A 25,096-nucleotide genomic window follows, 5' to 3' on the forward strand; every position below is an offset into this window, starting at 1 on the left:
CCGCCGCCCCTTCTACCGAGAATGATTATTCTCTATTTTCAGAAAACATACTATCCTGGTCCGGCAACGCTTATCCCGGGCCTGTTCTGAACGAGCTGCCCCGGAGCACGTGCTTCTGCAACGCCACTGGAAGACAACGTGATCGGTGGGCAGGAGGTCATCTGTGCCGGCAACCGAGGTCGACGACCTCCGCCGCGTCGTGCGGGACTATTTGTCCGCGACGTCGTCCAGCGAGACCGTGCGCAGGCTGATGGAAACAGACAGCGGGTTCGACGAGACAGCTTGGCGACAAATCGCCGGCGAGCTCGGCTTGACGGGCATCGCGGTTCCCGAGAAATGGGGCGGCGCTGGTGCCGGAATGACGGAACTGGCGGTGGTACTGGAAGAGATGGGGGCAGCGTTGCTGTGCTCACCCTTCTTCGCCACGATCGCGCTGGCAACCCAGGCGGTCCTGGGCAGTGGTGATCAGCATGCGATTGAGCGGTTCGTACCGCGGTTCCTGGACGGTTCAAGCACTGCCACGCTGGTCCTCAACGACCGGCTCGATGCGTGGGATCCGGCCGCCGTCACGCTGCGGGCCCACCGTGACGGCGCCGTACACCGTATTCACGGCCAGGCACCGCTCGTGCTCGACGGTCACACGGCCCAGGTCATCCTGGTGGCCGCGCAAACCGCGGCCGGTATCTCACTGTTCGCCGTGCAGGGCCGGCCGGATGGCCTGCGCCGCAGCAGACTTAACACGCTCGACCGAACCCGCAAGGTCGCCCGGCTGGAATTCGACGGCGTCCCAGCCGAGTTGATCGGAACCGACGGCGATGCCGCAGGGTTTCTGGGGCGCACCGCGAATCAAGCCGTCGTCGCATTGGCCGCCGAACAAGTCGGTGCTGCACAACGGTGCCTGGACATGGCCGTCGACTACGCCAAACAACGCATTCAGTTCGGCCGGGCCATCGGCAGCTTTCAAGCCGTCAAGCACCGGTGCGCGGACATGCTGGTGCTGGTCGAAGGCGCTCGCTCGGCGGCGATGCACGCCGCGGAAGTGGTCGGCACCGACGAACTGGCGACCGCGGCGTCGGTAGCGAAGATGGTGTGTTCCGAGGCGTTCTTACAGGTCAGCCTGGACAACATGCGAATCCACGGCGGCATCGGCTTCACCTGGGAACACGATGCCCATCTGTACATACGCCGCGCCAAGGCCAGTCAGCTGATCTTCGGGACACCGGATCACCACGCGCAACGACTGGCATCGCTCCTCTCCTGAAAGGACTCACGTGACCATCTCGTACTCCCTCGAATTGCCCACCCAGCGCGTCGAGGCAGTGGATGAGTTCGTTTGCGCGGAGGCCATCACCGACATCGCCAAGGCGGCCGAGGCAAGCGGATTCGCCGCGGTCCATGTCACCGACCATCCGGCGCCGGACGCGAAGTGGCTGGATCACGGTGGGCATCACGCCCTGGACCCGTTCGTCGCGCTGGCTTTCGCCGCCGCCGCCACCACCGACGTCAAGCTGCTGACGAACGTCTACATCGCGGCGTACCGCAACCCCTTCCTGGGCGCGAAGTCGATTCAAAGCCTTGCCGTGCTGTCCGGTGGGCGCCTCATCCTGGGCACCGCCGCGGGCTACCTGAAGCCTGAATTCCGGGCATTGGGTGTCGATTTCGACAATCGTGGCGCTCTGCTCGACGAGGCGCTGGATGTGCTGGGCAAGGTCCTCACCGGCGAGGACATCGCTTACCAGGGCACGTCATTCGCCGCCCGCGGTGTCCGGTTGCGCCCGCTACCACAAACGCTTCCGCCGGTATGGGTGGGCGGAAACAGCAAGCCGGCCATCCGGCGTGCCGTTTCACGCGCGCAAGGGTGGGCTCCATTCAACACGTTCGGCTACGCCACGGCCTCCCGGACCGCGGAGATCTCAACCATCGAAGAGCTGGACGCTGCGATCGGCTGGGCCCGGGAGTATGCGGCCGAGATCGGCCGCACCGCCCCGCTGGACATCTGCTTCTCGGCAGGAAATCTGCTCGACGACAGCAAGTCGAGCGACGAACGCCATGACACCATTGACAGACTGGCCCGGGCCGGGGTCACCTGGCTGACCATCGCGCCGCCGGGAGCGGACCGCGCCGAGGTCATTGAACGGGCGCAGGGCTTCGCCAAAGAGTTCATCGCGACACGATAACGTCAATTCTCATGCCCCAACCGAGCCTGCAAGAACTTCTCGATCCTGCCACCACCGCGCTCGTGACACAGGAATGTCAGGGCGGTGTTGTCGGCCCCCAAGCCGGTCTGCCGCTACTCGCGGAAGAAGCGCAACGCGAGGCCATTCCGAATATCGCCAAGCTACTTGCCGCCGCGAGGTCGGTACAGGTGACGGTTGTGCACTGCCTCGTTCAGCGGCGCGCCGACGGCCGAGGGTCCAACACCAATGCCCGGCTGTTCGCGGCCGGCAAATCGTTCACGGTGGACCTCACCCCGGGCAGCCCGGGCGCGTCACTGCTGCCGGAGCTGGGTCCCGAGCCCAGCGACCTGGTCCTCACCCGCACGCACGGTGTCGGACCCATGTGCGGCACCGACCTCGACTCGGTACTGCGTAATTTGAATATCAAGACCATTGTTGGCGTTGGGGTTTCCGTCAACATCGCGATCCCGAACCTGGTGATGGATGCGGTCAATCGCGGGTATCAATTCGTGCTGCCACGGGACGCGGTCAGCGGGTATCCGCGGGAATACGCGGAGTCGATCATCGACAACAGTCTGGCACTGCTGGCTACCGTCACCACCACGGATGCCGTGATCGACGCTTGGAACCGCAAATGATAACGTTGGTTTCCACTAAGCGTAAATAGCTATATTCGCTGCCCGGAGGAAGTGCCATGCCTGCCCGTTCCCTGCCGTACCCGGTTTTCGACATCGACAACCACATGTACGAGACCACGGACGCGCTCACCAAATATCTGCCGAGGGAGCACCGCGGCAAGGTCGGCTATGTCGAGCTCAACGGGCGTCCCAAGCTCGTCGTCAAGGATCACATCAGCCACATGATCCCCAACCCGACGTTCGCGCGGGTCGCCAGGCCCGGCAGCGCCGAGGATTACTTCCTGGGCAACAATCCGGAAGGCCTCACCTTCCGCGAATTCATCGGTGAGGCAATGGATGTCATTCCTGCCTACCAGTTTCCGGCACCCCGGCTCGAACTGATGGACGAGTTGGGCATCGACCAGTGCGTCATGTATCCCACGCTCGCCAGTCTTATCGAGGAGCGCACCACCGACGATGTCATCCTGACCCACGCCATCATCCATGCCCTCAACGAGTGGATGCACGAGCACTGGACGTTCAATTACCACGACCGGATCTTCGCCACCCCGGTCATCTGCCTGCCGCTGGTGGACGAGGCGATCCGGGAATTCCATTGGGGTCTGGAACGCGGCATGAAGACTTTCCTGGTCCGCCCCGCACCGGTACCGAGTCGCTTCGGCGGTTCACGTTCGATGGGCCTGCCCGAGTTCGATCCGTTCTGGGAGGAGGTCGTCAACGCAGGTCTGCCCGTGACCATGCATGCCTCCGACAGCGGCTACCAAAAGCACCTGATGGAGTGGGAGGGCGGCGACGAGTACCTGTCCTTCAAGCCCAGCGCGCTGCGTGAGGTGGTGATGGGGCATCGGGCGATCGAGGACACCCTGGCCGCGATGATCTGCCATGGCGCGCTCACGCGGTTCCCGGACTTGAAGATCCTGTGCGTCGAGAACGGCAGCGGCTGGGTGCGCAATCTGCTCGATCAGCTCAACACCGCCTACCGAATCATGCCCAAAGAGTTCGACGAGCATCCCGTCGAGGTGTTCAAGCGCAACATCTACATCCACCCATTCCTGGAAGACGACCTCAAGGGAATCATCGACATCATGGGCGAGGACCACGTGATGTTCGGTTCCGACTTCCCGCATCCGGAGGGCATCGGTGACCCGCTGAGCTTCGTGGACAGGCTCGACGGCCTGTCCGAGTCGGTCAAGGCGAAGATCATGGGGGGCAACGCGATTGAGCAGCTGGGGCTGAAGGTCTCGGTATGAGCTTGGGCGTTGCGAAGGTTTACGACGGGATCGACGCCTTCGAAGCGCACGTCGGCGAACACCTGGGCTACAGCGACTGGCGTCGAGTCACCCAACAGGAGATCGATCTGTTCGCCGAAGCGACCGGTGACCGCCAATGGATCCATGTCGATCCGGAGAAGGCGGCAACCGGGCCCTACGGCAAGACGATCGCGCACGGCTACCTGACCCTGTCGTTGGTTCCGGTTCTGGTGCAACAGATCTATCGTGTGTCGGGACTGTCGATGCAGGTGAACTACGGATCCGACAAGCTACGGTTTCCGGCTCCCGTGCCGGTCGACTCGCGCATCAGGGCAGGCGCGGAGCTGCTCAAGGTGGAGCGCAATGACAAGGGCGGCCGCGCCACCGTGCGGGTCACCGTCGAGGTGGAAGGCTCCGACCGCCCGGCCTGTGTCGTCGACACCATCGCCGCGATGGTGAGTTAGGCGTTCAGTACGCGCTCACCGATCACCTGTTGCCGGCGCAACGCCTCAATCTGTTCAGCGGAAAGGCCCAGCGCCGCCAAGACCTGCGCGTTGTGCTGGCCGAGGGTTGGCGCCGCCGAGCGGTGATGTCCACCGGTACCCGGCGAGATTCGAAAAGGCCAGCCCGGGAAGCGATGTTGCCCGGTTATCGGATGCTCCAGGTCCTGGTAATAACCGCGCGCTTCGAGCTGATCGACGTCGTACATGCGGCCAGACGTGAGCAGTCGTGCCGCCGGCACGCCTCGCCGCACGAGCGCCGCTTCCAACTCGTCAGGGCGTTGCGTTCGGGTCCACTGGGCGACCGTCTCGTCAAACGCGTCGTGGTTACTCAGCCGCGCCGTTGGCGTGGCGAAGCGCGGGTCGTTCTGCAGCGCATCCTGTCCCATGGCATCCAGGACCGCGTGCCAGTCGGCGTCGTCGCGTACCGACACGGCGACCCACTCGTCCTCGATGCTGGTCGGATAGACACCCTGGGCGTAGCTGCGGTGCCGATTCCCCTCGCGCGGGCGGACCTTCCCGGTCAGCGAGTACTCGATAACCGGCTCAGCCGTCACCGCCGCGCCGGTTTCCACCTGCGCGACCTCGATGAGCTGGCCTTCGCCGGTACGCTTCCGGTGCTCGAGCGCGGCGAGCAGCGCGACCGCCGCGTGCACACCCGCGATGGGATCCGCGGGGCCCTGCAGATTGCACGGCGGGCCGTCCGGATAGCCGGTGGCGGCCGACATGCCGGACACCTGTTCGATGTTCAGCGCCCAGCCCACGTAATCGCGCCACGGCCCGGCCAATCCGAAACCGGGCATGCGCACCATGATCACGTCCGGATTCACCTGAGTGAGGGATTCGTAATCCAGGCCGAACTGCTCGACCACTCGCGGCGAGAAGTTCTCCACCACCACATCAGCTTCGGCCGCAAGGCGCAGTGCCAATTCGCGGCCGGTGGCCGAGGCAAGATCCAGAGTGATATCACGCTTGTTCAGGTTGGTGCCCTGCCAGAGCGGCCCCCGCTCGTACCAGTCATCCCCTTGGCGCAACAGCGCGCCCGAAAAGCGGTGTCCGTCCGGGCGCTGGATGGACTCGACCTTGACCACATCCGCCCCGAAGGCACCCAGGTAGCACGTCAAGTACGCGCCCGCCCAGAACGTGCTCAGGTCGAAGACTTTCAGACCCGCGAACGGCAGGGAATCGCGGGCATCGTCGGCAGGTTCCGGCCGGACATCGCGCTGCGGCCAATCCTGCGGCTTGCCCAGCGTCCGGGCGGGCGCTGGAAGCGGCGGCGCGACAGGCGTTTTGGATAGGCGGAACGCCGGTCCCGGACGGGCGAATCGCCACGTTTCACCACCCGCCTCGACGAAAAATCCCCGCTCCGCGTACTGCGGACACGCCATGATGGTGTCTCCCGCGGAGACCGGCGCCGCGGGGATCCGCATTGCCTGGCTGAGCTCCACCAGATCCGCGACCGTCATCGCATCGAAAAACGGTTGGGCTTTGGCGAAGAATTCGTCGCGCTCGGGGCCCCCGAGCATGATCGCGAGCTGCAGCTCACCGAACTCCGGCAAGCCGACCATTGCGCACACGTCGAGCCAATGCTGTCCGGTGAGGCAGTTGATCCCGATCCAGCCATCAGCGGCACGCACGATGCCCAGCATCGGTGCCGCCTTGGAATTGGTCGGCAGGCCAAGGCTTTTCAACCGGGCGGCCATCAGCATGGGATATGGCAGCGTCGACAGCAGTGACTCGAACATCGAGACATCGACCTCGACCATGCGGCGCTGGGTCGCGGCGGCGGTCCGCAACGCCGTCAATCCGCCGAGTGCCGCATATGCTCCGGCGATGTATTCCGGGATCCGGGCACCTGCCTGCACGGGCGGCCGGTCCGGCTCACGGACGTTGACCCAGCCGGACGCGGCCTGCAGGGTCAGCGAAGTCATCTCCCGGTCCCGTAGCGGGCCGTCCTGCCCGAAGTTCGAGATTCGGACCACAACCAAGCCCGGGTTGCTGCGCAGCAACGAGTTCCGGTCCAGGCCGAAGCTTGCCCGCGCGGGTGCATTCGGCGGCAGGTTCTCGACCAGCATGTCCGCCCCCGCGATGATCTCCCGAACCGCGGCGGCCTCGCTCTGCAATGCGGCATCCACGGTGCACCCGCGCTTGCCGGCATTGAGGTACTCGAAGAGCCCGCTGCGTTCGGGATCCGGCGTGCCGGATGGGAACGGTCCCCACTGTCGCAGCGGGTCGCCTGGCGCCGGTTCGATTTTGCACACATCGGCACCGAGGTCGACGAGCAGTTTCGTGCAGTACGGACCGGCGATCTCGGTGGCTATCTCTACCACGCGCAAGCCCGTGAGCGGCTGATTCATCCGAGTCAGCCCCGCCTGCGAATCGGCACGTTCGCCCAACCACACACGTTCGACATCGCGACGCGTCGCAAACCGCTGCGGTCGACTTCGTAGTCAGGGACCAGATCCAGCAACGCCTCCAGTGCGATGCGGCTTTCCATTCGCGCCAGCGCGGCACCCAGACAGCTGTGCACTCCGTAACCGAACGCCAGATTGAACCCCATTCTTCGGTCACGGTCGATGTCCAGCCGGTCGGGATCGGGAAACATCCGCTCGTCACGCGTTGCTGAACCGGTGACCAGTAGCACGGCGGCACCTTCCGGGATCGTGGTGTCGTGCAACGTTACATCGCGCGTGGCGGTTCGGATTTGGTACTGAGAGGGCGCCTCGTAGCGCAGCAACTCCTCGATTGCCGCGGGAATCCTGCTGCGGTCCGCTCGCAACTTCTGCCACTGGTCGGGAAAGTCGGCGAACGCGACCATGGCGTTGCCCACCAGCTTGGTCACCGTTTCGGCCCCAGCTCCGCCGAGCATGGTGGCAAAGCCGGTGATATCCACATCCGTGAGCTTCTCAATGTGACCATCGCGTTCGATCTCGGTCTCGATGAGCCGACTGATCATATCGTCCTGCGGTGCGGCGCGACGTTGCTGAACGAGGTTGTAATAGTAGATACCGGTCTGCACCGATGCCTCGTAACCCGTTGCTGGAATGGCGATTTCACCGGGGCGTCGTTCGAGCAGGAGATCCAGCCAGAGGCGTATCTGCTCGCGGTCCTGTTTGGGCACGCCGAGCATCGTGGTGATGACCTCGTTCGGGAACAGCGCCGAGAACTCGGCCACCACGTCGAAGGAACGGGGATCGATCGCCTCGATGCGTTCGTAAACCTTCTCCCGCACCATGTCTTCCAGCGCAGCGATGGCACGGGGCGTGAAAACGTTGCTCACCAGCCTGCGCATCTTCTGATGCTCCGGCGGGTCCATCGAGATGATCACCTTCGGTACCGGGATCGCGTTGTCATGGGCCTTGACCATGTCGAGCGTGGCGCCCTTGGCAGAGGAATAGGTTTGGTGATCCTTGGTGGCCGGCGCCACGTCGTCGTACCGCGTCAGGGCCCAGAAATCCCATTTGTCGTTGTAGTACACGGGTGCTTCATCCCGGAGGCGCCGATAGGTTTCGAACGCTCCGTTGAAGAAGTCATCAGAAAAAGGATCGAACACCAGGCGTTCATCGGAAACGGTCGTCGGCCTCGGCGCGCTCACAGGATTGCTCCGGACTCTTTGTAGTTCACGATGGTGTCCCAATCCAAGCCGGCCTCCATCAACACCTCCTCGGTGTGCTGGCCGTGTTCGGGCGCGCCGGGAGCGACGACGGACTGTTCGTCGAACTGGACCGGGTTGCATGGCAGGGAAAAGGGCGCGCCGCTCATTGTGGTTGTGTGCGCAATGTAACCGTTGGCGGTCACCGCGGGGTCCCGGCACAGCTCCCCCGGCGTCTGGACGACACCCCAGGCGCCGGACAGGTCAGCCAGTCGCGTACGCCACTCGGCAAGAGTATGACGCGCAAAGGCCTCGTCCATCAGCGAAATGAGCTCACCGCGGTTCGCGAATCGCGAAGCGGGATCGGCGAATCTGGGGTCGTCGATCAACTCGGGCAGGCCGATGGCACGCATTGCCTCTGGATAGAACTTGTCGAGTTGCAGCATCATCAACTGCACGCAGCGGCCGTCACTGGTGCGATAGGTGCCAACGAGCGGGTTCGGCGCATCGGCGTGGCCGAACTTCGGGATCGAGCTGCCCCCGTGCAGCTGGCTCACCGCGACATCGGGGCTGAGGTTCCAGGCAGCCAGGCCGAGAAGAGAGACGTCAACGATCGATCCTCGACCAGTGGTCGCCTTCCTGTACAACGCGGCGGCGATCCCGCCGGCGATCGTCATCCCTCCCAGCAGATCACCGAAGGCGGGACGCGAGCGCACCAGATCCTCGGCGTCCTCGGTCAGGACGGTCGCGATACCACCACGCGCCCAGTACGAGACGCCGTCATAGCCGGGCGTGTCGGCATCGGGCCCCTTCGGACCGTGCCCCGAACCGCGCACGTAGACGATGTCGGGGTTGGCAGCCCGGATGTCGTCGACATCGATGCCCAGCTTCTTGCGGCGGCTGGGCAGATAGCTGGTCAGAAACACGTCGCAGGTTGCGGCGAGGCGCCGGATGACCTCCTGACCGCCCGGCGTACCCAGGTCGACGCCAATGGATTTCTTGCCCCGGTTGGGGATTTCGATCATGTAGTTCACCGCACGCGTGCCCGCATCCACGATGCCCATGGTCACCAGACCACGTTGTGGATCACCGCCGGTGCGTGGCTCCACCTTGATGACCTCGGCGCCCCACTCCGCCAGCACCGCACCGGCCGAGGGCACGAAGGTCCAAGCGGCAACTTCCAAGACCCGGACCCCGCTGAGTACTTTGTCGCCGGAAATGTCGACCTCCACTAATGAGAATGGCAATTCTACGTTGATCGTATCGGGTTACCACTCAGGGCCGCCGTGATAGCCGCTGAGGCTGGGCGGGGTCTCCGGCGGCCCAGAACGCACGCCAAGTCGGCATCCGGTCGGGCATAGCCGCGCGCAGCTGAACATCGGCCGGCCACCGGATGAACTCTGGCCCAGGGCGCTCGGTGACGTCGACCGAATACCAGGGATGCTCTCGCCGCCTGACGAAACACCACTGCTCGTCGCGCCGTTCGTAGACATCGTCGTAGCGCATCGTGATGACATACCATCCGTCGCCGTCCTCGTGTTCGGCTCGGCAGTAGACTGATCCGGTGGCGCGATCGGCACTGTCGAAAGCGAATTGGTGACCGCAGACGAGGTGGATGCTGCGATAGAAACGCCTCAGGATGCCGTCGTACCAGCGTTTGAGCGCATCCCTGCCTCGTCCTTGCGCGCCCGCCTCGACGTCATCGACAAATAACGCCACCAAGGCATCCAGATCACGTGCGTCCAAAGCCATCGCGTATCGGCTGGGCAGCTGACTGATAGCCAGGCTTGACTCGACCCGGTCGACTCGGTCGACGGCCGCGGGATTGCCTGATTGGGTCGACACCGGGATCAGTGTAGCCCGGCGTCGCAGAGCGAGAACCGGAGTTCTCGTATTGGGACAAGGCTACTATCCTGCGCGTATGCCCTTCCCGCAGATGGTGCCCACCATTCCCGAGTTGGTGAGGTCCAGCGCGGCACGCTTCGGGGACTTACCTTTCCTCATCGCGGGCGGGCAGGAATTGACCTATACCGATCTCGACCGGCGGTCCGCCAGACTGGCGACCGCGCTGCTGAACGAAGGCATCGGTAAGGGTGACCACATCGGAATCCTGATGCCCAACAGCGTCGACTGGGCGCTGGTCTGGTTTGCTGTCACCCGCATCGGCGCGGTCGCCGTGCCGCTCAACACCTTTCACCAAGCGCCCGAGTTGGCCTGGACGGTCCGGCATGCCGACCTGCGAGCCGTCCTTGCGTGGTCGAAGTTCCGCAACCACGACTTCCTGTCCAGGCTCGAAGAGGCACTGCCGGGATTGGCCGGTCAGCACCGCCCGGGCCGTATCGCGGTGTCCCAAGCTCCTTACCTGCGCACCGTCGCCGTGTGGGGACCGTCCGACCGGGCATGGACGACGACACTGGCGACAGGCGGCACACCGTCGGATAGCGAAGCGAGATTCCTTCTCGAGGTCGAATCATGTGTGACACCGGCTGACGAGGTGGCAATCATCTACACCTCGGGCAGTACCGGGGATCCGAAAGCTCCGGTGCACACCCACGGAGCGTTGGTACGCCATACCTACAACCTCACTTTTACATACGACGTCACCCGCGAGGACGTGATGTTCACCGCCATGCCGTTTTTTTGGGTGGGCGGCTTGATCACAGGCCTGCATGCGGTCATTCACCACGGCGCGACCCTCGTTACCCAACCGGCATTCGACGCAACCGAGGCCCTGCAACTCATCGAGGGCTATCGCGCGACCATCACGCTGGGTTGGCCGCAGCAAGGCAAGACACTCGCCGAACACCCCGAATTCGCCCGGCGCGACCTGACATCGGTACGCCGCACCAGCATGCCCGCAATGGTTCCGCCCGAGCGGCGCCCGCAGGGCCCCAACGCGCTGGGCATGAGCGAGTTGTGCGGCAATCACATTGGTGTGGATCCGTACCCACCGCAACCACCCGAACGGGCGCAAACCGGCGGGTTCTCCGTTGAGGGACTCAGCCATATCCTCGTTGATCCCATTACCGGACAGCGGGTGCCTAGCGGCACGCCGGGTGAGATCTGGGTTCGAGGTTTCTCGTTGATGCAGCGTCTGCACAAGCGGGAACGCGAAGAAGTTTTCACTCCTGACGGTTACTACCGCACAGGCGATTGCGGCGTACGCCACGACGACGGCTGGATAACATTCACCGGCCGGCTAGGTGAGCTGATCAAAACCGGGGGCGGCACCAACGTCACACCCGGCGAAGTCGAACTCGCACTGGCTGATTGCGATGGCGTGCTGGAGGCATACGTCGTCGGTACCGAGGACGCTGCCCATGCAACGGTCGTCGCCGCGGCGGTGGTGCCACGGGGCGGGGCTTCGCTTGACGGGGAAGCGCTGCGATCGCAATTGCGCGCTCGGCTGTCCGCCTACAAGGTGCCGAAGTTCATCTGGGTCACGGCGAAGCAGGATCTTCCATTCACGGCGAGCGGGAAGGTCAAGAAGTCAGAACTGGCACAACTACTGAGTCGACTGTTGGCACAACGCTAGGAGGAGCGAACACGATGGAGGACAAAGTGCTGCGAGTGGCGGTGGTTTCCACCGGCGGTGTGGGCAGCCTCGCGGTGCGTGCAATAGTCCGGCGCCGGCACCTGAAACTCATCGGCGTGTGGGTGCACAGCGCCGAGAAGACGGGCCGGGATGTCGGGGAGATTGTCGGGCTCGGCCCCATTGGCGTGACGACCACCGCCGATCTGAACGACATCATCGCGCTCAAGCCCGACTGTGTGGTGTACGCCGCGGCCAGTCCCGAGATGGACGCGGCCGCGGTTGGTGATTATGTCCGATTACTGGCAGCCGGCATCAACGTAGTCACGACCAATACACCGGGAATGATGTTCCCCGACAGATGGATCCCTCCTCTCGCCGACCAGGTCCGTGCTGCGGCACTGGCCGGCGACGTCACCATTTACACCTCAGGCATCGAGCCGGGCTTCGCAGGTGACCAATTCGCCGTGCTGCTGTCGACGTTGTCCAACACCATTCGCTCGGTACGCGCTCAGGAGATCTTCGACTACTCGGCCTATCCGAACGAGTACCTGATGTTCGAAGCGATGGGATTCGGCCGTCCCCTCGATTTCACACCGCTGCTTGAATTGGAAGGCGCGCAGCAGTTCGCATGGGGACCGCCTATCGGGCTCGTTGCACGGGCACTGGGTGTTGAGCTCGAGAAGGTCACCGAAAGCTATGAACGTGTGATGACACCGCGCGACCTGCACGTTGCCTGCGGACTGATTCCGGCGGGTACCTGCGGAGCAGTGCGGGCCGAGACCACCGGAGTCGTCAACGGCCACCCAGTGATCACCATCGAACACATCAACCGCATGGCTCCAGATCTTGCGCCGGAGTGGGCGTCGGCACCGAATGGGACCTACCGCATCGTCATTGAGGGAACTCCGCACATTGCGTGCGACCTGCGCCTCGGTACCGATGACACGCCTGCGTCGGCCAATGACAATGCGATGGAGGCGACGGCGATGCGGGTCGTGAATGCCATTCCTTATGTGGTGGATGCGGCGCCAGGCATCGCCACATCGCTCGACTTGCCGATCACCGCCCCCCGCAACGCGATTGCGTTCGACTAAACGGTAAACATCGGACCACGCGGAGCGCCCCGGACCTCGTTGCCCCCGTCGATCGCGAAGCTCTGCCCGGTGACCCAGCTTGATTCGGGGCCGGCCAAATACCGCACTCCGGGAGCGATGTCGTCCGATACGCCCAGCCGGCCCAGCGGCACCCGTTCCAAGAAGCTACTTGTCAATTCCTCCAAGTGGATGTAGCCCTGAGTGGTCGCTGCTGCGGTGAGTCCCGGGCGGACCGCGTTGACGCGGATGCCGCGCGAGCCGAGTTCAGACGCTGCCACCCGGATGAACATCTCGAGTGCCGCCTTGCCCGCTGAGTAATGACCCAAGCCCTCCATCGGAATCTTCGCGGATGTCGACGAGATGAATACGATGGCGCCTCCGTTGTTCATCAGCGGCGCAGAGTAGCGCAGAGCCAGAAAGTTCGATCGCAGATTTCCCATGACGAAATCGGTGAATGTGGCAAGGTCCTGTTCAATTAGTGGACCGGTGCCTCCGGCGGCGACAGTCCCCACCACGATATTGAGCCGTTGATGGACGTCATAAGCCGCCTGTGCAGCAGCTGCGACGGTCCCTTCGTCCTCCGGATCGCCCTTCTGAACCACGATTTCGGCATCCGGAGCCACAGCCAAGATGCTGTCTCGCGTCGCCTCCAGTCGCCGCATTGATCGGCCGAGCAGGTAGAGCGACGCCCCGTCCGCCGCCAGTAGCCGTGCGCTCGCCTGAGCAATGCCGGCGGACGCTCCGAGGATGAACGCGGTTTGCCCGTCAAGAACGCCCACACACAAAGACGCTACCACTGGTAAAACGCATATTCTCATATAACGAAAGGGCTCATTCTCGCCCTTGGTTGGATGGTGTAGCGTACGCCTGTGTCAAGTATGACCGGCAAAGTTGCACTCATAACCGGGGCCGCCCGCGGCCAGGGCCGGGCTCACGCCGTGAGATTGAGCGCCGAGGGTGCCGACATCATCCTCGTCGATATCGCAGGTCCGCTGCCGCCGAGTGTTCCTTATGATTCGGCCACTCCCGAAGATCTGGCAGAGACTGCGGGTTTGGTCACCGCGAACGGTCGGCGTGCCGTCACGGCGATCGTCGATACCCGCGACCACGACGGTCTCTGCGCGGCTGTCGAACAAGGGGTCGCCGAACTCGGACGGCTAGACGTGATCGTCGCCAACGCTGGCATTTGTTGCCCCGCGCCCTGGGACCAGGTGTCCCACCGCGCTTTTCAGGACACCGTCGACATCAATCTGGTCGGCACGTGGAACACCATCATGGCCGGCGCCAAGCACATCATCGCGGGTGAACGCGGCGGATCGATCATTCTCATCGGCTCGGCGGCGGGCGTGAAATGGGAGCCCTTCATGGTGGCGTACACCGCGAGCAAGCACGCGATCACCGGGCTCACCCGCTCGTTCGCTGCCGAGCTGGGCCGCTACAACATCCGCGTCAACAGCCTTCACCCGGGTTCTGTTGCGACACCGATGGGGACGGGCCGGATGATCGACGCTATGCAGCAGGCTGCGGAGTCGTATCCGCACCTCCAATTCGGTTTCGGTAAACAACTTCTACCCAACGTGGTCACCATGCCGGAAGATGTCGCAGACGCGGTCGCATGGTTGGCGTCCGACCAATCCAAATACGTCACAGCGACCGCGATTTCGGTGGATGTGGGGGTCGCGCAGGCTTAGTGCTACCTCTCACTCACCGGTAGAACGGCCCCGGCTTACCAGCCTGCTCGAGATGACCGTACGGGTCGTACACCTTGACATCGGGATAGGGATTCTGGTCGTAGGCCGGCCGCGACAGGCCCGCAGTGCGCAACCCTGCCAGGACAGCCAACGGCGCAGCAAAGGACACCAGGCCCAGCGAAACCGAGATCAGCAATTGGCGGGTCAGCGTCACCTTGCTCCGCCCCCGGCGAGCCGGAAGCCGGTGGGCAATCCGGTTGATGAGCACCAGATCGCCCTCTTCATCACGGACGCACATCACCGCGACCATCGCGAAGATCACCGAGTCGTACACCGCCATGATGAGCGGGAAATGTATGTGCCCGACCCGCAACACGGGACCGACGGCTTCGGTGTAGAAGAAGATACCGAACCTCATCCAGGTGAACTGGACCAGTCCGTTGATCGGTATGGCGACAAGAAAGGCGCCCATGAAAACTGCTACGAGCCGATGCCTGGCAAGCCAACTCGAATAGCGAAAGACCGGGGCGACCAAGCGGTCGTGCAGTTGCAATATGCCCAAGCCGTTGAGCAGATAGTAGGCCGCGTAACCACCGAGGAATGCCAACGCCGGCTCGAGATTCGGCGAGATGTTCACATATGGCCAGGAAAACGGAAAATGCAACATGCGTGGATCGAAAATCGCGAATGTCGCCCAGTTGGCGAGCGGATCAAGCGCACCGGTGATCAGGCCGGCGAAAGCGATCACGACCGCCCAATGAACTTTGCGCCGGCGTACCGAAAGCCATACCAACGCCGCGACCAAACCGATCGCCATTGGGATGGAGCTGAACGCGATAACCAGCGGCCAGTTGTCATAGCCCAGGAACGGCGGGTACGGCGCTGGGCCTGGGCTCGGATTGGCGGTGCGGACATCGCCACGATTGCCGGATTCGATTGCCGCGACGGTAATGAACGCGAACAGCAGATACGCGACGGCGAAAATCCCCCAGCCCACTCTGGCCGGCCACGGAGATCTACCCGGGCTGGCGGCTGTCGCGAGTTCGGAATCCGTGCCGGGCTTGACGGTCTCCGTCATGTTTGATTACCGGCCCGCGTTGCCCAACGGCCCGCCGGGGTGCATCCAAAGAGCGCGACAGCACCGGTGACCAGAATCTGGTCGTTGAAATGGAACACATCGCCTCCCTGCACTCCGAGAATAGATGTTCTCACATCACGGAATGTGGGTCGCAATGCCGCGGCTGAACCTTCGGCGCGATACCGTGCAATCGACGACTGCGGCAGATAGGAAAACCAGGTAATGGCCGACCGGCATTCGAACATTGCAGACACAAAGATGCTCATCGTCGGGGCATCCTCCGGCATTGGGCGGGCATTAGCCGAGGCAGCGCATGCGAGGGGCGCCAGAGTCGCCCTCGCCGCTCGGCGAGTGGACCTGCTGTCGGCACTGGCCGAGCAACTCGACGGGTCCGCACATGAGCTCGATGTATCCGACCCGCGCGCAATCGAATCCGTCGTTCGGGAGGTGGCCACGGCTTTCGGTGAACTCGATGCGGTCGTGTTCACCAGTGCCGCCGTTCCGTTCTCCTTGATCGAAGACACCGACGTAGCAACCTGGATGCACACCTACGCCGTCAACGCCGTCGGCGCATCGCACGTGCTGCGCGCCGTGCTGCCGCACCTGGCCGAGAACGCGGTCGCGCTCGTCGCGTCAAGCCATGATGTGGGACGCCCGCGCGCCGGTGTGGCGGCTTACCACGCGAGCAAGGCCGCACTTGATGAGATCCTGCGCTCGTGGCGAGCCGAGCACCCAGATCTTGCCGTTATTCGCGTCAGCGTGGGTCCCACAGAAGACACCGAGATCCTGCGCGGCGCTGATCGTGATCTCCTAGCAGACCTGTATCGGGCCTGGCTACAGGAAGGCCAAATTCCTTCCCGAATGTCTGCGCTCGACGATGTAGCCAACACAATGCTCTCGTTGATCGCCATCTCGCGTGCCAACCCCACGGTCGTGAGCGACATCGTCCACCTTGCGCCCCGACACTGAACCGAGGAAAGAAACACCGGATTTCACGGAGAATAGCGATTTCAGTTGGCGAGAACTAACGTTATCCCAATGGCTGATGAGCCCCGACTTCGGGTGATCCAGTGGGCGACTGGCGCGGTGGGAACCGAGATGGTCACCACGATCCTCGACCATCGTCCCGACATCGAATTGGTCGGCGCCCGCGTCTATTCGGACGATAAGCACGGTGTTGACATCGGAACCTTGGTAGGCCGCGAGCCGATCGGAGTGACCGCGACGACAGATGTTGCGCACATACTTGCCCTGGACGCCGACCTGGTGCTGTATGCACCGTCGTTCAGCAATCTCGACGACGTCTGCGCGCTGCTGGCGAGCGGAAAGAACGTTGCCACCGTCTCGTTCCTTTTTCACCCGCAACGTCTTCCCAATGCCGACCGTGAGCGACTCCTTGCCGCCTGCCAGAAGGGCAACAGCACCATTCACGCCAGCGGACTGAATCCCGGTAACTTGTCGGGTGTGTTGCCGCTCGCGCTCTCCGGCATGAGCCGCACCATCGACCGGTTCACACTTCAGGAACGCGCGGATTGGTCGTTGTGGGAGAGCACGGACATTACCTTCGAAGGAATGTGGTTCGGCCGACCCGTCGAAGACATCACCGCGACGGCCAACGACTTTCTGACGTTCAACACCGCGCTTTTTACCCAGCAGACCTGGTTCATCGCCGATAACCTGCACGCAGCGATTGACGACGTCACGGTCACCGTCGATGCGGTTCCGGCCAGCAAAGATTTTCAGATCTTCGATCATGTGGTTCAAGCCGGCACCACAGCAGGGCAGCGCTGGCAATTCGTCGGACACCGCAACGGCGAGCCAGTGATCGAGTTCGAGACGCTCTGGACGGTGGGGGGTGAGTATCCCGAACATTGGCCGAAGCCACAGGACGGTTGGACCCTCACGCTCGAAGGCGATCCGTCGATGCGCGTGCACTACTTTTGTTTGGCCAGTTACTCGCGACCGGCATCTATCGAGGAGCACGTCCGCGCCGGGCTGATTGCCGTGGCAATGCAGGTCGTCAACGCCATTGCTGCCGTTTGCGCTGCGCCACCGGGATTCGCGACGATGGCGGATCTACCATTGATCAGCAGCCACACCGGTTTTGGCGACCCGCACGGTATGTGAACGTTTTTCGCAGCTGCTCAGTCCCAGACGACGTCGAGGCGCGGTGGCGAACGGAACATGGTGCCGGTGACGTACGGGAGCGGCGCATCGGGATCGAGCCGCAGGCCGGGCAGTTCGTCGAATAATGCGTTGAAGATCTTGGTGCTTTCCAGCCTGGCCAAATGCATGCCGAGGCACACGTGCGCGCCGTGACCAAACCCGATGTGCGGCTTGCGGTCCCGGAAGATGTTGAAGGACTCGGCGTCTTCCCAACGGGTTTCATCGTGGTTAGCGCTGCCAAGACTCAGCATCATCGTTGCGCCCTTAGGGATACTCACTCCGAAGAACTCGAGGTCGCTGGTCACTTCACGCATGAAGTTCAGCAGCGGGGTCTCCCACCTGATGCCTTCTTCGATGGCCTGCGGAAGCAGGCTTCGGTCACCGCGAACGGCGTCGAGTTGATCCGGGTGGGTCAGCAGGGCCATGGCCAGGCTGGCGGTTGACCGCGACGTGGTTTCCGCGCCCGCGGGCAGCAGGTTGCGCATGAACCCGTAGATTTGCTCGTCCGACATCTTGACGCCGTCAATCTCGGCCTGCGACAGGATCGTCACCATGTCGTCCTTCGGCGACTTGCGCCGGTCTGCAAGCACTCCGATGAAGTACTCCTTCATCTCGGCGGAGGCCTTCATCGCGGTCGCCATATCGCCGCGGAAACCCAGCAGGTCGATCGCCAACCGGTGGAATTCACCGATATCGGCCTGGGGTAACCCGAGCAGGGCCGCGATCACCCGCACCGGAATCGGCATGAACACGGCGTCCACCAGATCGGCGCGCTTGTTGTCGCGGAACTTCGCGATCGTGCGGTCCACCAGTGGACCAACGAGTTCGGCGTCCCATCGTTTCATTGACGAGCGTGCGAAGGCGAACTCGTGCAACCTGCGGTAGATGGCGTGCTCAGGCTCCTGCATTTCCAGGATCGTCGGCCCCTGTAACGGCCGGACCACGTCTTCGTAGCACCGGGTGCTGAAGGTGATGTTGTCGGTGAATACCGCTTTGACGGCGTCGAAGGAGTACGCGGTGTAAGTCCTCTTCCCGTTTCCGAGGTCCTCGGGTACACCCATTTCCGGCCACCCCGGGTGAACGGCGCCCTTGGCGCGCAATTCACGCAACAACGGGTAGGGCGTGGCGTCTCCGTCGGCCCCCATGCCGGCGTTGAACTTCTGCTGCGCTTCGCGGATGCGCTGATCGACGTCGGTGACCGCCGGTTCCACCACGTCACGCCTCCTACCGAGGGGTCAACCTACAGGACGTCGGTTGCAAACCTACATCATGTATGTTGGACCGACCAGAGCGAGCCGACACCCGAAACCGCAACCTGGAGCGTTCGATTGGCCATTCGAGTCGTGCAATGGGCGACCGGCGCGGTTGGCCGCGCCGCGCTTCAGGAGCTCATTGAGAATCCGGATTTCCAGCTGGTCGGCGTGCTGGTATACGACCCCGCCAAGGCGGGCATGGACGCCGGGGCATTGTGCGGTTTGCCGCCCACCACCGGGGTGCGCGCCACGACCGACAAAGACGAGATCGTCGCACTGGGCGCGGACGTCGTCGTGCACGCGGCAAGCAAGGCCCACGCCGTGGAGACCAACGCCGAGGATATCTGCCGATTGCTCGCGGCCGGCACCAACGTCATCACCACCACGTCCTACAACCACCTGCCCACCTACGGCGCCGATACCGAGGCGGCGTTCGTGCAGGCGTGCCGGCAAGGCGGGTCGCGATTCCACGCCGCGGGGGAGAATCCCGGGTTCATGTTCGAGCGACTCGTCGCGACCGTGACTGGGTTGAGCAAGACGATCGACCGGATCGATCTCTACGAGGCCACCGACGTCTCGGCCGTCCCCAGCCGCCCGATGCTTGTCGACCTGATGGGCATGGGACGCCCACCCGGAGACGTCAGCATCGATTCACCGATCATCAAGAAGCTCGACATGGCCTACCGTCAGGCGCTCAACGCCACCGCCGACATCCTGGGCATCACCCTCTCGCATATCGACATAGCGGTGGATGCCACCACACTGCCGCACGACATCGAGGTCACCGCCGGCCGGATAGCGGCGGGAACTGTTGTGGGACAGCGGTTCTCCTGGGTGGGCCACTGGTCAGGCCGGCCGCTGCTGGCTATCCACGAGGAATGGGTGCTGACCCGCAACCTTCCCCAGTGGGGTCTGACCCCACTGCGGCCCGGGGAGAAAGCACCGCTGATTCGCGCGGTGATCAAGGGAGTGCCGAGCTTCGAACTGCAACTGGATGTCGGCTGGGATGGACAGTTGCCCAACGGCCAGCACGCCATGCCCGGTCATTTGATGATCGCGATGGGGGCGGTCCGCGCCATCCCCTACGTGCTGAGTGAACCGCCCGGCATCGTGACAGCGCCGGTGTTCGGCGCCATCCAATTAGCGGGCAGCCACGCCGACGGCGCGTGAAATGTTCTCGCTCGGCGCGGCATGGAACACGTGGGCCGAGCCGTCCGGCAGTACCCGACGAGCGATCAGGTAATCCGAGCCCAGCCAGCCTTGCCGAATGTAACGGCCGAACCTCAGAAAGGTGCCCGGTGCTCCGCTCGCGGACGGAATGAGCTTGACCTGTTCGATGCCGAGCTTGACCCCTTCGCCGGTCAGCGGGCGCGCCAGTGCCAGCCCGCGAGCGATGACGGTTGCGGCGTCGTGGGACAGGCCCGGCATCGAGTGGCCCGGCCGGCGTCCGTATCGCGCCTCGAATCGATCCAGGAACGCCTGCCCGACCGGGTTGCGTTCGTCGTAGCTGTCCAGGCCGATCCAGCCCGAGAGGTGATGCATCCATTCGGCATTGATGTGGGCCATCTCGAAAGCGGTTGTGGTGTAACGGGGCGGATCCCAGCCGGCTTCCCGCAGCGCGTCGGTGAAGCCCCACAATCCATGGCCAAACCCCACATGCACCAGGGCATCGGGGTCGGCGGCGCGTAACGCTGCCACCGCTGCGGCCTTGTCGGCTTCCACCTGCGGGATGGCGACCGTAGTGACGACATTCAAACCCGCTGTCGAGTAGGCCTTTTCGGTGAACGAGAGATATTCCTTACCGATCAACGACGCTTCGTACGCGATCGCGATCCGGAATCGACCGTCGCCGATCATCACCGCGGCAAGCATTACCGGCTCTTCGGCCATGGAGCCGTTGTTCAGCGCGAAGCACCACTCCCCCAGCGCACCTTCGGATCCCGACAACGTGATGATCGGGACCTTGGCCGTCGCATCGACATGCGGACGCAGCGGCACTACGTTGTCGGAGACCCACGGCCCGAAGACGGCCAGGCACCCCTCGTCAACCAGTTCATCGAAGGCGCGTTCCACCGCCTGGTAAGTGCCGTTCGGCAGTCCGACAACATTGCGTTGGATCAACTCGACCGGCCGATCGATCAGCCCCGAGGCAAATGCCTCCTCCATAACCAACTGCACTGCGGCAACGGTGTTGTTGTCGGTGTCGCCACTGGTCGGGTAGTCGTTCAGCAATCCCACCTTGAGGGGCGCAACCGAGCCGTATGCGCGAACTCCGTCGTCAGCCATACCGGCAACCTACAGTACGAATGTTGCTAGTATCGTCGTCATGGCGCAGCGCGGCGGATCCAACGAAGATCTCCGCGCCCGCGGCGACCGAACCCGCCGCGACCTGATAGACGCGGGCCGCGAATTGTTCGTGCAGCGCGGTTACTTCAACACCAGCATCGGCGATCTCGTCGACAAGTCGGGAGTGGGCACCCGCGGCGCCTTCTACCATCACTTCAAAGACAAAGCGGAGTTGTTCCGCGCCGTGTTCGAAGAGGTCGAGAACGACCTCACGTTGCGCTCCATCGCAGCTCCGCCCCAGGGCACGGACCCGTGGCAGCGACTCTCCCGCGGACTGCACGGTTTCCTCGATGCGGCATTGGAACCGGAAGTCCAGCGCGTGATGCTGGTCGATGGTCCGGCCGTGCTCGGTTGGCGCGAGCTGCGTGCCATTCAAGAGAACAACAGCATCGCGCTCATCAACGAGAAGGTCCGTGAGGCCATAGCCGACGGGATCATCGACGACCAACCGGTCGGAGAACTCACGCACATGATCGTCGCCGCTGTCGAGGAGGCTTCGAAATTGGTGGCGCACGCCGCCAACCCCACCCAGGCACGCCGCAGAGCTGCCAAGATCCTCGACCGCCTGCTGTTGAGTTTCGCGGTCGAGCCGCCAAAAGTACTGCGTCGGTGATCTCGATGCTGAAATCGCAACATTCCCATCACCCATGCGGAAATGCTAATTTCCATAAATCACCTACAGATCCTCCGGAAACAGCTCCGCCTCGACTTCCGCACTAGGAGGCCCATGTCCACGAGAACCAATGCCTGACCAGCAACGGCCGCTACGGGTCGCGGTCGTCGGCGCCTCAGCCGGCCTGGGCCGCTGCATCGGCACCGGACTCGCCAAGCGGGGCGCACAGGTCGCGCTGCTGGCCCGTCGTTACGAACGATTGGTTGATGCCGCGAAGGAGGCCGGTAATGGCGCGGTCGCCGTGGCCTGTGACGTCACCGTCGCCGACACCTGCCAACAGGCCATCGCCGAAGTCGCCGGGGCGTTGGGCGGCTTGGACGCCCTGGTGTACACGACCGGGATGGGTGTGCTGGCACCCCTGGCGGAGGTCACGGCCGAGCAATGGGCAACGTTGTTCGCCACCAACGTTATTGGCGCTTCGCTGATCACCGCCGCTGCCGCACCACACTTGGCGGCGGCGAGCGGCTCGGCCGTCTATCTGTCGTCGTTGAGCGCCTCCTATACGACGCCGTGGCCAATGCTGGGTTCCTACGCGGTTACCAAGAGTGCGCTGGACAAGCTCGTCGAGGCGTGGCGTATCGAGCATCCGGAGATCGGCTTCACCCGGCTCGCCGTGGGCGACAGTCTCGGCGGAACCGGTGACTCGCAGACCGAGTTCAACAAGAACTGGGATCCGGATGTCCTGGAAAAGGCCATCAGGTTCTGGATGGAGAACAAATACATGCTGGGCGGGTTGATTGACGCCGAACATCTGACCGACCTGGTCCACAACGTGATCCGTTGCGGGAATAGTGGTTTCATCCCTTACCTCACGTTCGCCCCACGTGCCTCCAGCGCGGTGAAGGAACTGCGGAAATGGTGAGTCAGATCTTGCAAGGGAGCCGGCAATGAAGTCCAGGGCGGCAGTGTTGCGGGGAGTCGGTGTCGACTGGGAGGTAACCGAGGTCGAGCTCGATCCCCCGCACGCCGGCGAGGTCCTGGTGAAAATGGCCTACGCGGGGATCTGTCACTCCGACGAGCACTTCCACAGCGGCGACAGTGTGCCGACGCCGGACATGGAGGAGATGATGCGGACTGCCGGACTTCCGGTGCCGGAGTGGTTCCCGATGCTCGGCGGTCACGAAGGTTCCGGCGTCGTCGAGGCGGTCGGACCCGAGGTGAAGACCTTGAAACCCGGTGACCACGTTGCTGTCTCGTTTTTTCCCGCCTGCGGCAACTGCCGGTGGTGTACGACGGGCCACACCTATCTGTGCGACGTCGGCGCCGACATCTACGACAAGGCGATGACCACCGACCACACCCGGCGGCGTCACCTTGACGGTGAAGACCTGATGGCGATGATGCAGGTCGGCACCTTCTCCGAATACGTGGTGGCCTCCGAACGTTCGCTCGTCCGGGTGCACGATTGGATTCCCCTGGAGGCCGCTTCCCTGGTGTCCTGCGGTGTGACGACGGGGTTCGGCTCGGGTTCGGTTGCGGCCGGCACCGAGGCGGGTGACACCGTCGTGGTGATCGGCGTCGGAGGCATCGGCATGAACGCCGTCCAGGGCGCGAAAATCGCTGGCGCCAAACACATCGTCGCGGTCGATCCCAACGAGTTCAAACGCCAGATGGCACCCACTTTCGGAGCCACACACACCGCTGTCGACACCGGTGCCGCCCTGGAACTGGTCAAGGAGATCACCTGGGGTGTCATGGCCGACCGGGTTGTCCTCACCCCGGGTGTCGTGCCCGTGGACATGGTGATGATCGCGATGATGATGCTGCGCAAAGGGGGCACCTGCGTGCTGACCGGCATGCCCAAGATCACCGACCTGATGGTGCCCATGGTCTTGAGCGACATGGTCAGCTCGTGCAAAACCTTCAAGGGCGCGCTTTACGGCGAGATGAATCCGCGCGAGGCCATGCCGAAACTGCTCTCGATGTATGAAGCCGGCCTGATCAAGCTTGACGAACTCGTCACGCAGAAGTACAAACTCGACGACATCAACGAGGCAATGGTCGATCTCCGCGAGGGCAACAACATCCGCGGTGTCATCGCCTTCGACTGATCACCGGCCCTGGTAGGCCTGGACCTGGGCGGCCAACTCGTCGAGTATGCGGAGCGATTCGTCACGTGGCTCGGTGGGCAATCGCAGCGCCAACTGGCCGAATCCCAACTCGTTGGCCGTATCCCAATAGTGTGGCTTCGCCGGTGTGCCGAACATCGCCAACGGGACGTCGCGTCCGCTGGCCTGACGCAGTTGGTCGACACGGTGGCGCAGCCGCTCTCCGGGAAGGGGATTGGATATCCAGCCGGCGTCGTGGCGGATCACCCGTTTGACGGTGGCATCGGAGTCACCGCCGATGAAGATGGGTGGATGTGGCTGTTGTACCGGCTTGGGGCGGCTGTAGGAGGCGTCGAAGTCGACGAACTTGCCGTGATACTCCGCTGGTTCGGTGGTCCACAGCGCCCTGATGGCCTCGATGCGCTCGTCGAGCAGCTTGCCGCGCGTCTTGGGGTTGGTGCCATGGTGACGTAACTCTTCGATGTTCCAGCCGGCGCCGACCCCGAATACGAAACGTCCGTTGGAGATCAGGTCGATGCTGGCGGCTTCCTTGGCGGTGATGATCGGATCGCGTTGAATCAGTAGCGCAATCCCGGTGAACAACTCGATGGACGAGGTGACCGCTGCCGCCGCGGCCAGCGTGACGAACGGATCGAGGGTCCGGTAATAGATGGCCGGTAGCTCGCCACCGGCCGGGTACGGGGTTTCCCGACTCGCCGGGATGTGCGTGTGTTCGGCGATGACAAGCGAGGCAAAACCCCGTTCCTCGATCGCGCGGGCCAGCGATACCGTGTCGATGCTGTCGTCGTTGACGAATGTGGCGATCCCGAACTTCATCTCGATCCTTTCGTGGCTATCCGACGGCCGGCGGGGTTCCCCACGTTTCGACGACCTCACCGAGGTGACGAAGACGGTGCGCGGGCTGCGTATGCGGAGTCCACGGCGAAGGCGACCGAGCAGGACTACCGCTACGTGATGCTTCGTCACCTCGGTGAGGTCGTCGAAACGTGGGGAACCCCGCCGGCCGTCGGATAGCCACGAAAGGATCGAGATGA

The 25,096-nt window shown here is 63.4% G+C and carries 23 protein-coding genes; 14 read left to right on the forward strand and 9 right to left on the reverse strand.

Going from position 1 to position 25,096, the window contains the following annotated elements:
• Positions 1–163 precede the first annotated feature (163 nt).
• Genes A9X01_RS11120 through A9X01_RS11140 form a run of 5 tightly spaced genes read left to right on the forward strand, consistent with a single transcriptional unit; the run spans position 164 to position 4,529 of the window.
• Positions 164–1,261 (forward strand): acyl-CoA dehydrogenase family protein, encoded by a 1,098-nt coding sequence (locus A9X01_RS11120; RefSeq protein ID WP_065120804.1) that lies wholly within the window; start codon positions 164–166, stop codon positions 1,259–1,261.
• 10 nt (positions 1,262–1,271) lie between these two features.
• On the forward strand, positions 1,272–2,177 hold the full coding sequence (locus A9X01_RS11125; protein WP_065120805.1) for a TIGR03619 family F420-dependent LLM class oxidoreductase: 906 nt from the start codon (positions 1,272–1,274) through the stop codon (positions 2,175–2,177).
• 11 nt (positions 2,178–2,188) lie between these two features.
• Positions 2,189–2,815, forward strand: a complete 627-nt coding sequence (locus A9X01_RS11130) for a cysteine hydrolase family protein (protein ID WP_065120806.1) — start codon at positions 2,189–2,191, stop codon at positions 2,813–2,815.
• Positions 2,816–2,871: 56 nt separating this feature from the next.
• The gene (locus A9X01_RS11135; protein ID WP_065120807.1) at positions 2,872–4,065 is read left to right on the forward strand and encodes an amidohydrolase family protein; all 1,194 of its coding nucleotides are present in this window, start codon (positions 2,872–2,874) and stop codon (positions 4,063–4,065) included.
• Positions 4,062–4,529 carry a MaoC family dehydratase gene (locus A9X01_RS11140; protein ID WP_065120808.1) on the forward strand — a complete coding sequence of 156 codons (468 nt, stop codon included), beginning with the start codon at positions 4,062–4,064 and terminating at the stop codon, positions 4,527–4,529. The genes A9X01_RS11135 and A9X01_RS11140 overlap by 4 nt, the downstream gene beginning before the upstream one ends.
• Here the strand turns inward: A9X01_RS11140 and A9X01_RS11145 are convergent.
• The 4 genes from A9X01_RS11145 to A9X01_RS11160 are packed head-to-tail and all read right to left on the reverse strand — an operon-like array spanning position 4,526 to position 10,002.
• Positions 4,526–6,922, reverse strand: a complete 2,397-nt coding sequence (locus A9X01_RS11145; protein ID WP_065120844.1) for a CaiB/BaiF CoA transferase family protein — start codon at positions 6,920–6,922, stop codon at positions 4,526–4,528. The genes A9X01_RS11140 and A9X01_RS11145 overlap by 4 nt on opposite strands.
• Before the next feature lie 5 nt (positions 6,923–6,927).
• Complete coding sequence (locus A9X01_RS11150) at positions 6,928–8,160, reverse strand: cytochrome P450 (RefSeq protein ID WP_065120809.1); 1,233 nt, start codon at positions 8,158–8,160, stop codon at positions 6,928–6,930.
• Entirely contained in the window at positions 8,157–9,389 is a 1,233-nt protein-coding gene (locus A9X01_RS11155; RefSeq protein WP_065120810.1) for a CaiB/BaiF CoA transferase family protein, read from the reverse strand. The genes A9X01_RS11150 and A9X01_RS11155 overlap by 4 nt, the downstream gene beginning before the upstream one ends.
• Before the next feature lie 43 nt (positions 9,390–9,432).
• On the reverse strand, positions 9,433–10,002 hold the full coding sequence (locus A9X01_RS11160; protein WP_081282323.1) for a nuclear transport factor 2 family protein: 570 nt from the start codon (positions 10,000–10,002) through the stop codon (positions 9,433–9,435).
• Between the two features lie 76 nt (positions 10,003–10,078).
• Here A9X01_RS11160 and A9X01_RS11165 point away from each other — a divergent pair, with 76 nt between their 5' ends.
• Entirely contained in the window at positions 10,079–11,692 is a 1,614-nt protein-coding gene (locus tag A9X01_RS11165; RefSeq protein ID WP_065120811.1) for a class I adenylate-forming enzyme family protein, read from the forward strand.
• A 14-nt stretch (positions 11,693–11,706) separates the two neighbouring features.
• Complete coding sequence (locus A9X01_RS11170) at positions 11,707–12,786, forward strand: NAD(P)H-dependent amine dehydrogenase family protein (protein WP_065120812.1); 1,080 nt, start codon at positions 11,707–11,709, stop codon at positions 12,784–12,786.
• On the opposite strand, the gene A9X01_RS11175 is transcribed toward A9X01_RS11170, so the two are convergent.
• Positions 12,783–13,565, reverse strand: a complete 783-nt coding sequence (locus tag A9X01_RS11175; protein ID WP_172832488.1) for an SDR family NAD(P)-dependent oxidoreductase — start codon at positions 13,563–13,565, stop codon at positions 12,783–12,785. The two genes, A9X01_RS11170 and A9X01_RS11175, sit on opposite strands and share 4 nt — an antisense overlap.
• Before the next feature lie 99 nt (positions 13,566–13,664).
• Here A9X01_RS11175 and A9X01_RS11180 point away from each other — a divergent pair, with 99 nt between their 5' ends.
• Positions 13,665–14,477: a mycofactocin-coupled SDR family oxidoreductase gene (locus A9X01_RS11180; RefSeq protein WP_065120814.1), complete on the forward strand. Its 813-nt coding sequence runs from the start codon at positions 13,665–13,667 to the stop codon at positions 14,475–14,477.
• A 13-nt stretch (positions 14,478–14,490) separates the two neighbouring features.
• Here the strand turns inward: A9X01_RS11180 and A9X01_RS11185 are convergent, their stop codons facing one another.
• Positions 14,491–15,555: a spirocyclase AveC family protein gene (locus tag A9X01_RS11185; protein WP_081282324.1), complete on the reverse strand. Its 1,065-nt coding sequence runs from the start codon at positions 15,553–15,555 to the stop codon at positions 14,491–14,493.
• Between the two features lie 222 nt (positions 15,556–15,777).
• Between A9X01_RS11185 and A9X01_RS11190 the strand changes: the two genes are divergently transcribed.
• Positions 15,778–16,524 (forward strand): SDR family oxidoreductase, encoded by a 747-nt coding sequence (locus A9X01_RS11190; protein WP_065120815.1) that lies wholly within the window; start codon positions 15,778–15,780, stop codon positions 16,522–16,524.
• Between the two features lie 69 nt (positions 16,525–16,593).
• Entirely contained in the window at positions 16,594–17,682 is a 1,089-nt protein-coding gene (locus A9X01_RS11195) for an NAD(P)H-dependent amine dehydrogenase family protein (RefSeq protein ID WP_065120816.1), read from the forward strand.
• Between the two features lie 17 nt (positions 17,683–17,699).
• On the opposite strand, the gene A9X01_RS11200 is transcribed toward A9X01_RS11195, so the two are convergent.
• Positions 17,700–18,935 (reverse strand): cytochrome P450, encoded by a 1,236-nt coding sequence (locus tag A9X01_RS11200; protein ID WP_065120818.1) that lies wholly within the window; start codon positions 18,933–18,935, stop codon positions 17,700–17,702.
• A gap of 129 nt (positions 18,936–19,064) precedes the next feature.
• On the opposite strand from A9X01_RS11200, the gene A9X01_RS11205 reads away from it, so the two are divergent.
• A complete protein-coding gene (locus A9X01_RS11205; RefSeq protein ID WP_065120819.1) occupies positions 19,065–20,144 on the forward strand; it encodes an NAD(P)H-dependent amine dehydrogenase family protein in 1,080 nt (359 codons plus the stop codon).
• Here A9X01_RS11205 and A9X01_RS11210 read toward each other — a convergent pair.
• Entirely contained in the window at positions 20,115–21,260 is a 1,146-nt protein-coding gene (locus tag A9X01_RS11210) for an ABC transporter substrate-binding protein (RefSeq protein WP_065120821.1), read from the reverse strand. The two genes, A9X01_RS11205 and A9X01_RS11210, sit on opposite strands and share 30 nt — an antisense overlap.
• A gap of 40 nt (positions 21,261–21,300) precedes the next feature.
• On the opposite strand from A9X01_RS11210, the gene A9X01_RS11215 reads away from it, so the two are divergent.
• From A9X01_RS11215 to A9X01_RS11225, 3 genes are all read left to right on the forward strand, one after another.
• Positions 21,301–21,933 (forward strand): TetR/AcrR family transcriptional regulator, encoded by a 633-nt coding sequence (locus A9X01_RS11215; RefSeq protein WP_065120823.1) that lies wholly within the window; start codon positions 21,301–21,303, stop codon positions 21,931–21,933.
• A gap of 130 nt (positions 21,934–22,063) precedes the next feature.
• Positions 22,064–22,855: an SDR family oxidoreductase gene (locus tag A9X01_RS11220; protein ID WP_065120825.1), complete on the forward strand. Its 792-nt coding sequence runs from the start codon at positions 22,064–22,066 to the stop codon at positions 22,853–22,855.
• A 25-nt stretch (positions 22,856–22,880) separates the two neighbouring features.
• On the forward strand, positions 22,881–24,044 hold the full coding sequence (locus A9X01_RS11225; RefSeq protein WP_065120827.1) for an NDMA-dependent alcohol dehydrogenase: 1,164 nt from the start codon (positions 22,881–22,883) through the stop codon (positions 24,042–24,044).
• Here the strand turns inward: A9X01_RS11225 and A9X01_RS11230 are convergent, their stop codons facing one another.
• Positions 24,045–24,878, reverse strand: a complete 834-nt coding sequence (locus A9X01_RS11230; RefSeq protein WP_065120829.1) for an LLM class F420-dependent oxidoreductase — start codon at positions 24,876–24,878, stop codon at positions 24,045–24,047.
• Positions 24,879–25,096: the final 218 nt, after the last annotated feature.

This window comes from Mycobacterium asiaticum, from assembly GCF_001668675.1.
Classification (GTDB): Bacteria; Actinomycetota; Actinomycetes; order Mycobacteriales; family Mycobacteriaceae; genus Mycobacterium; species Mycobacterium asiaticum_D.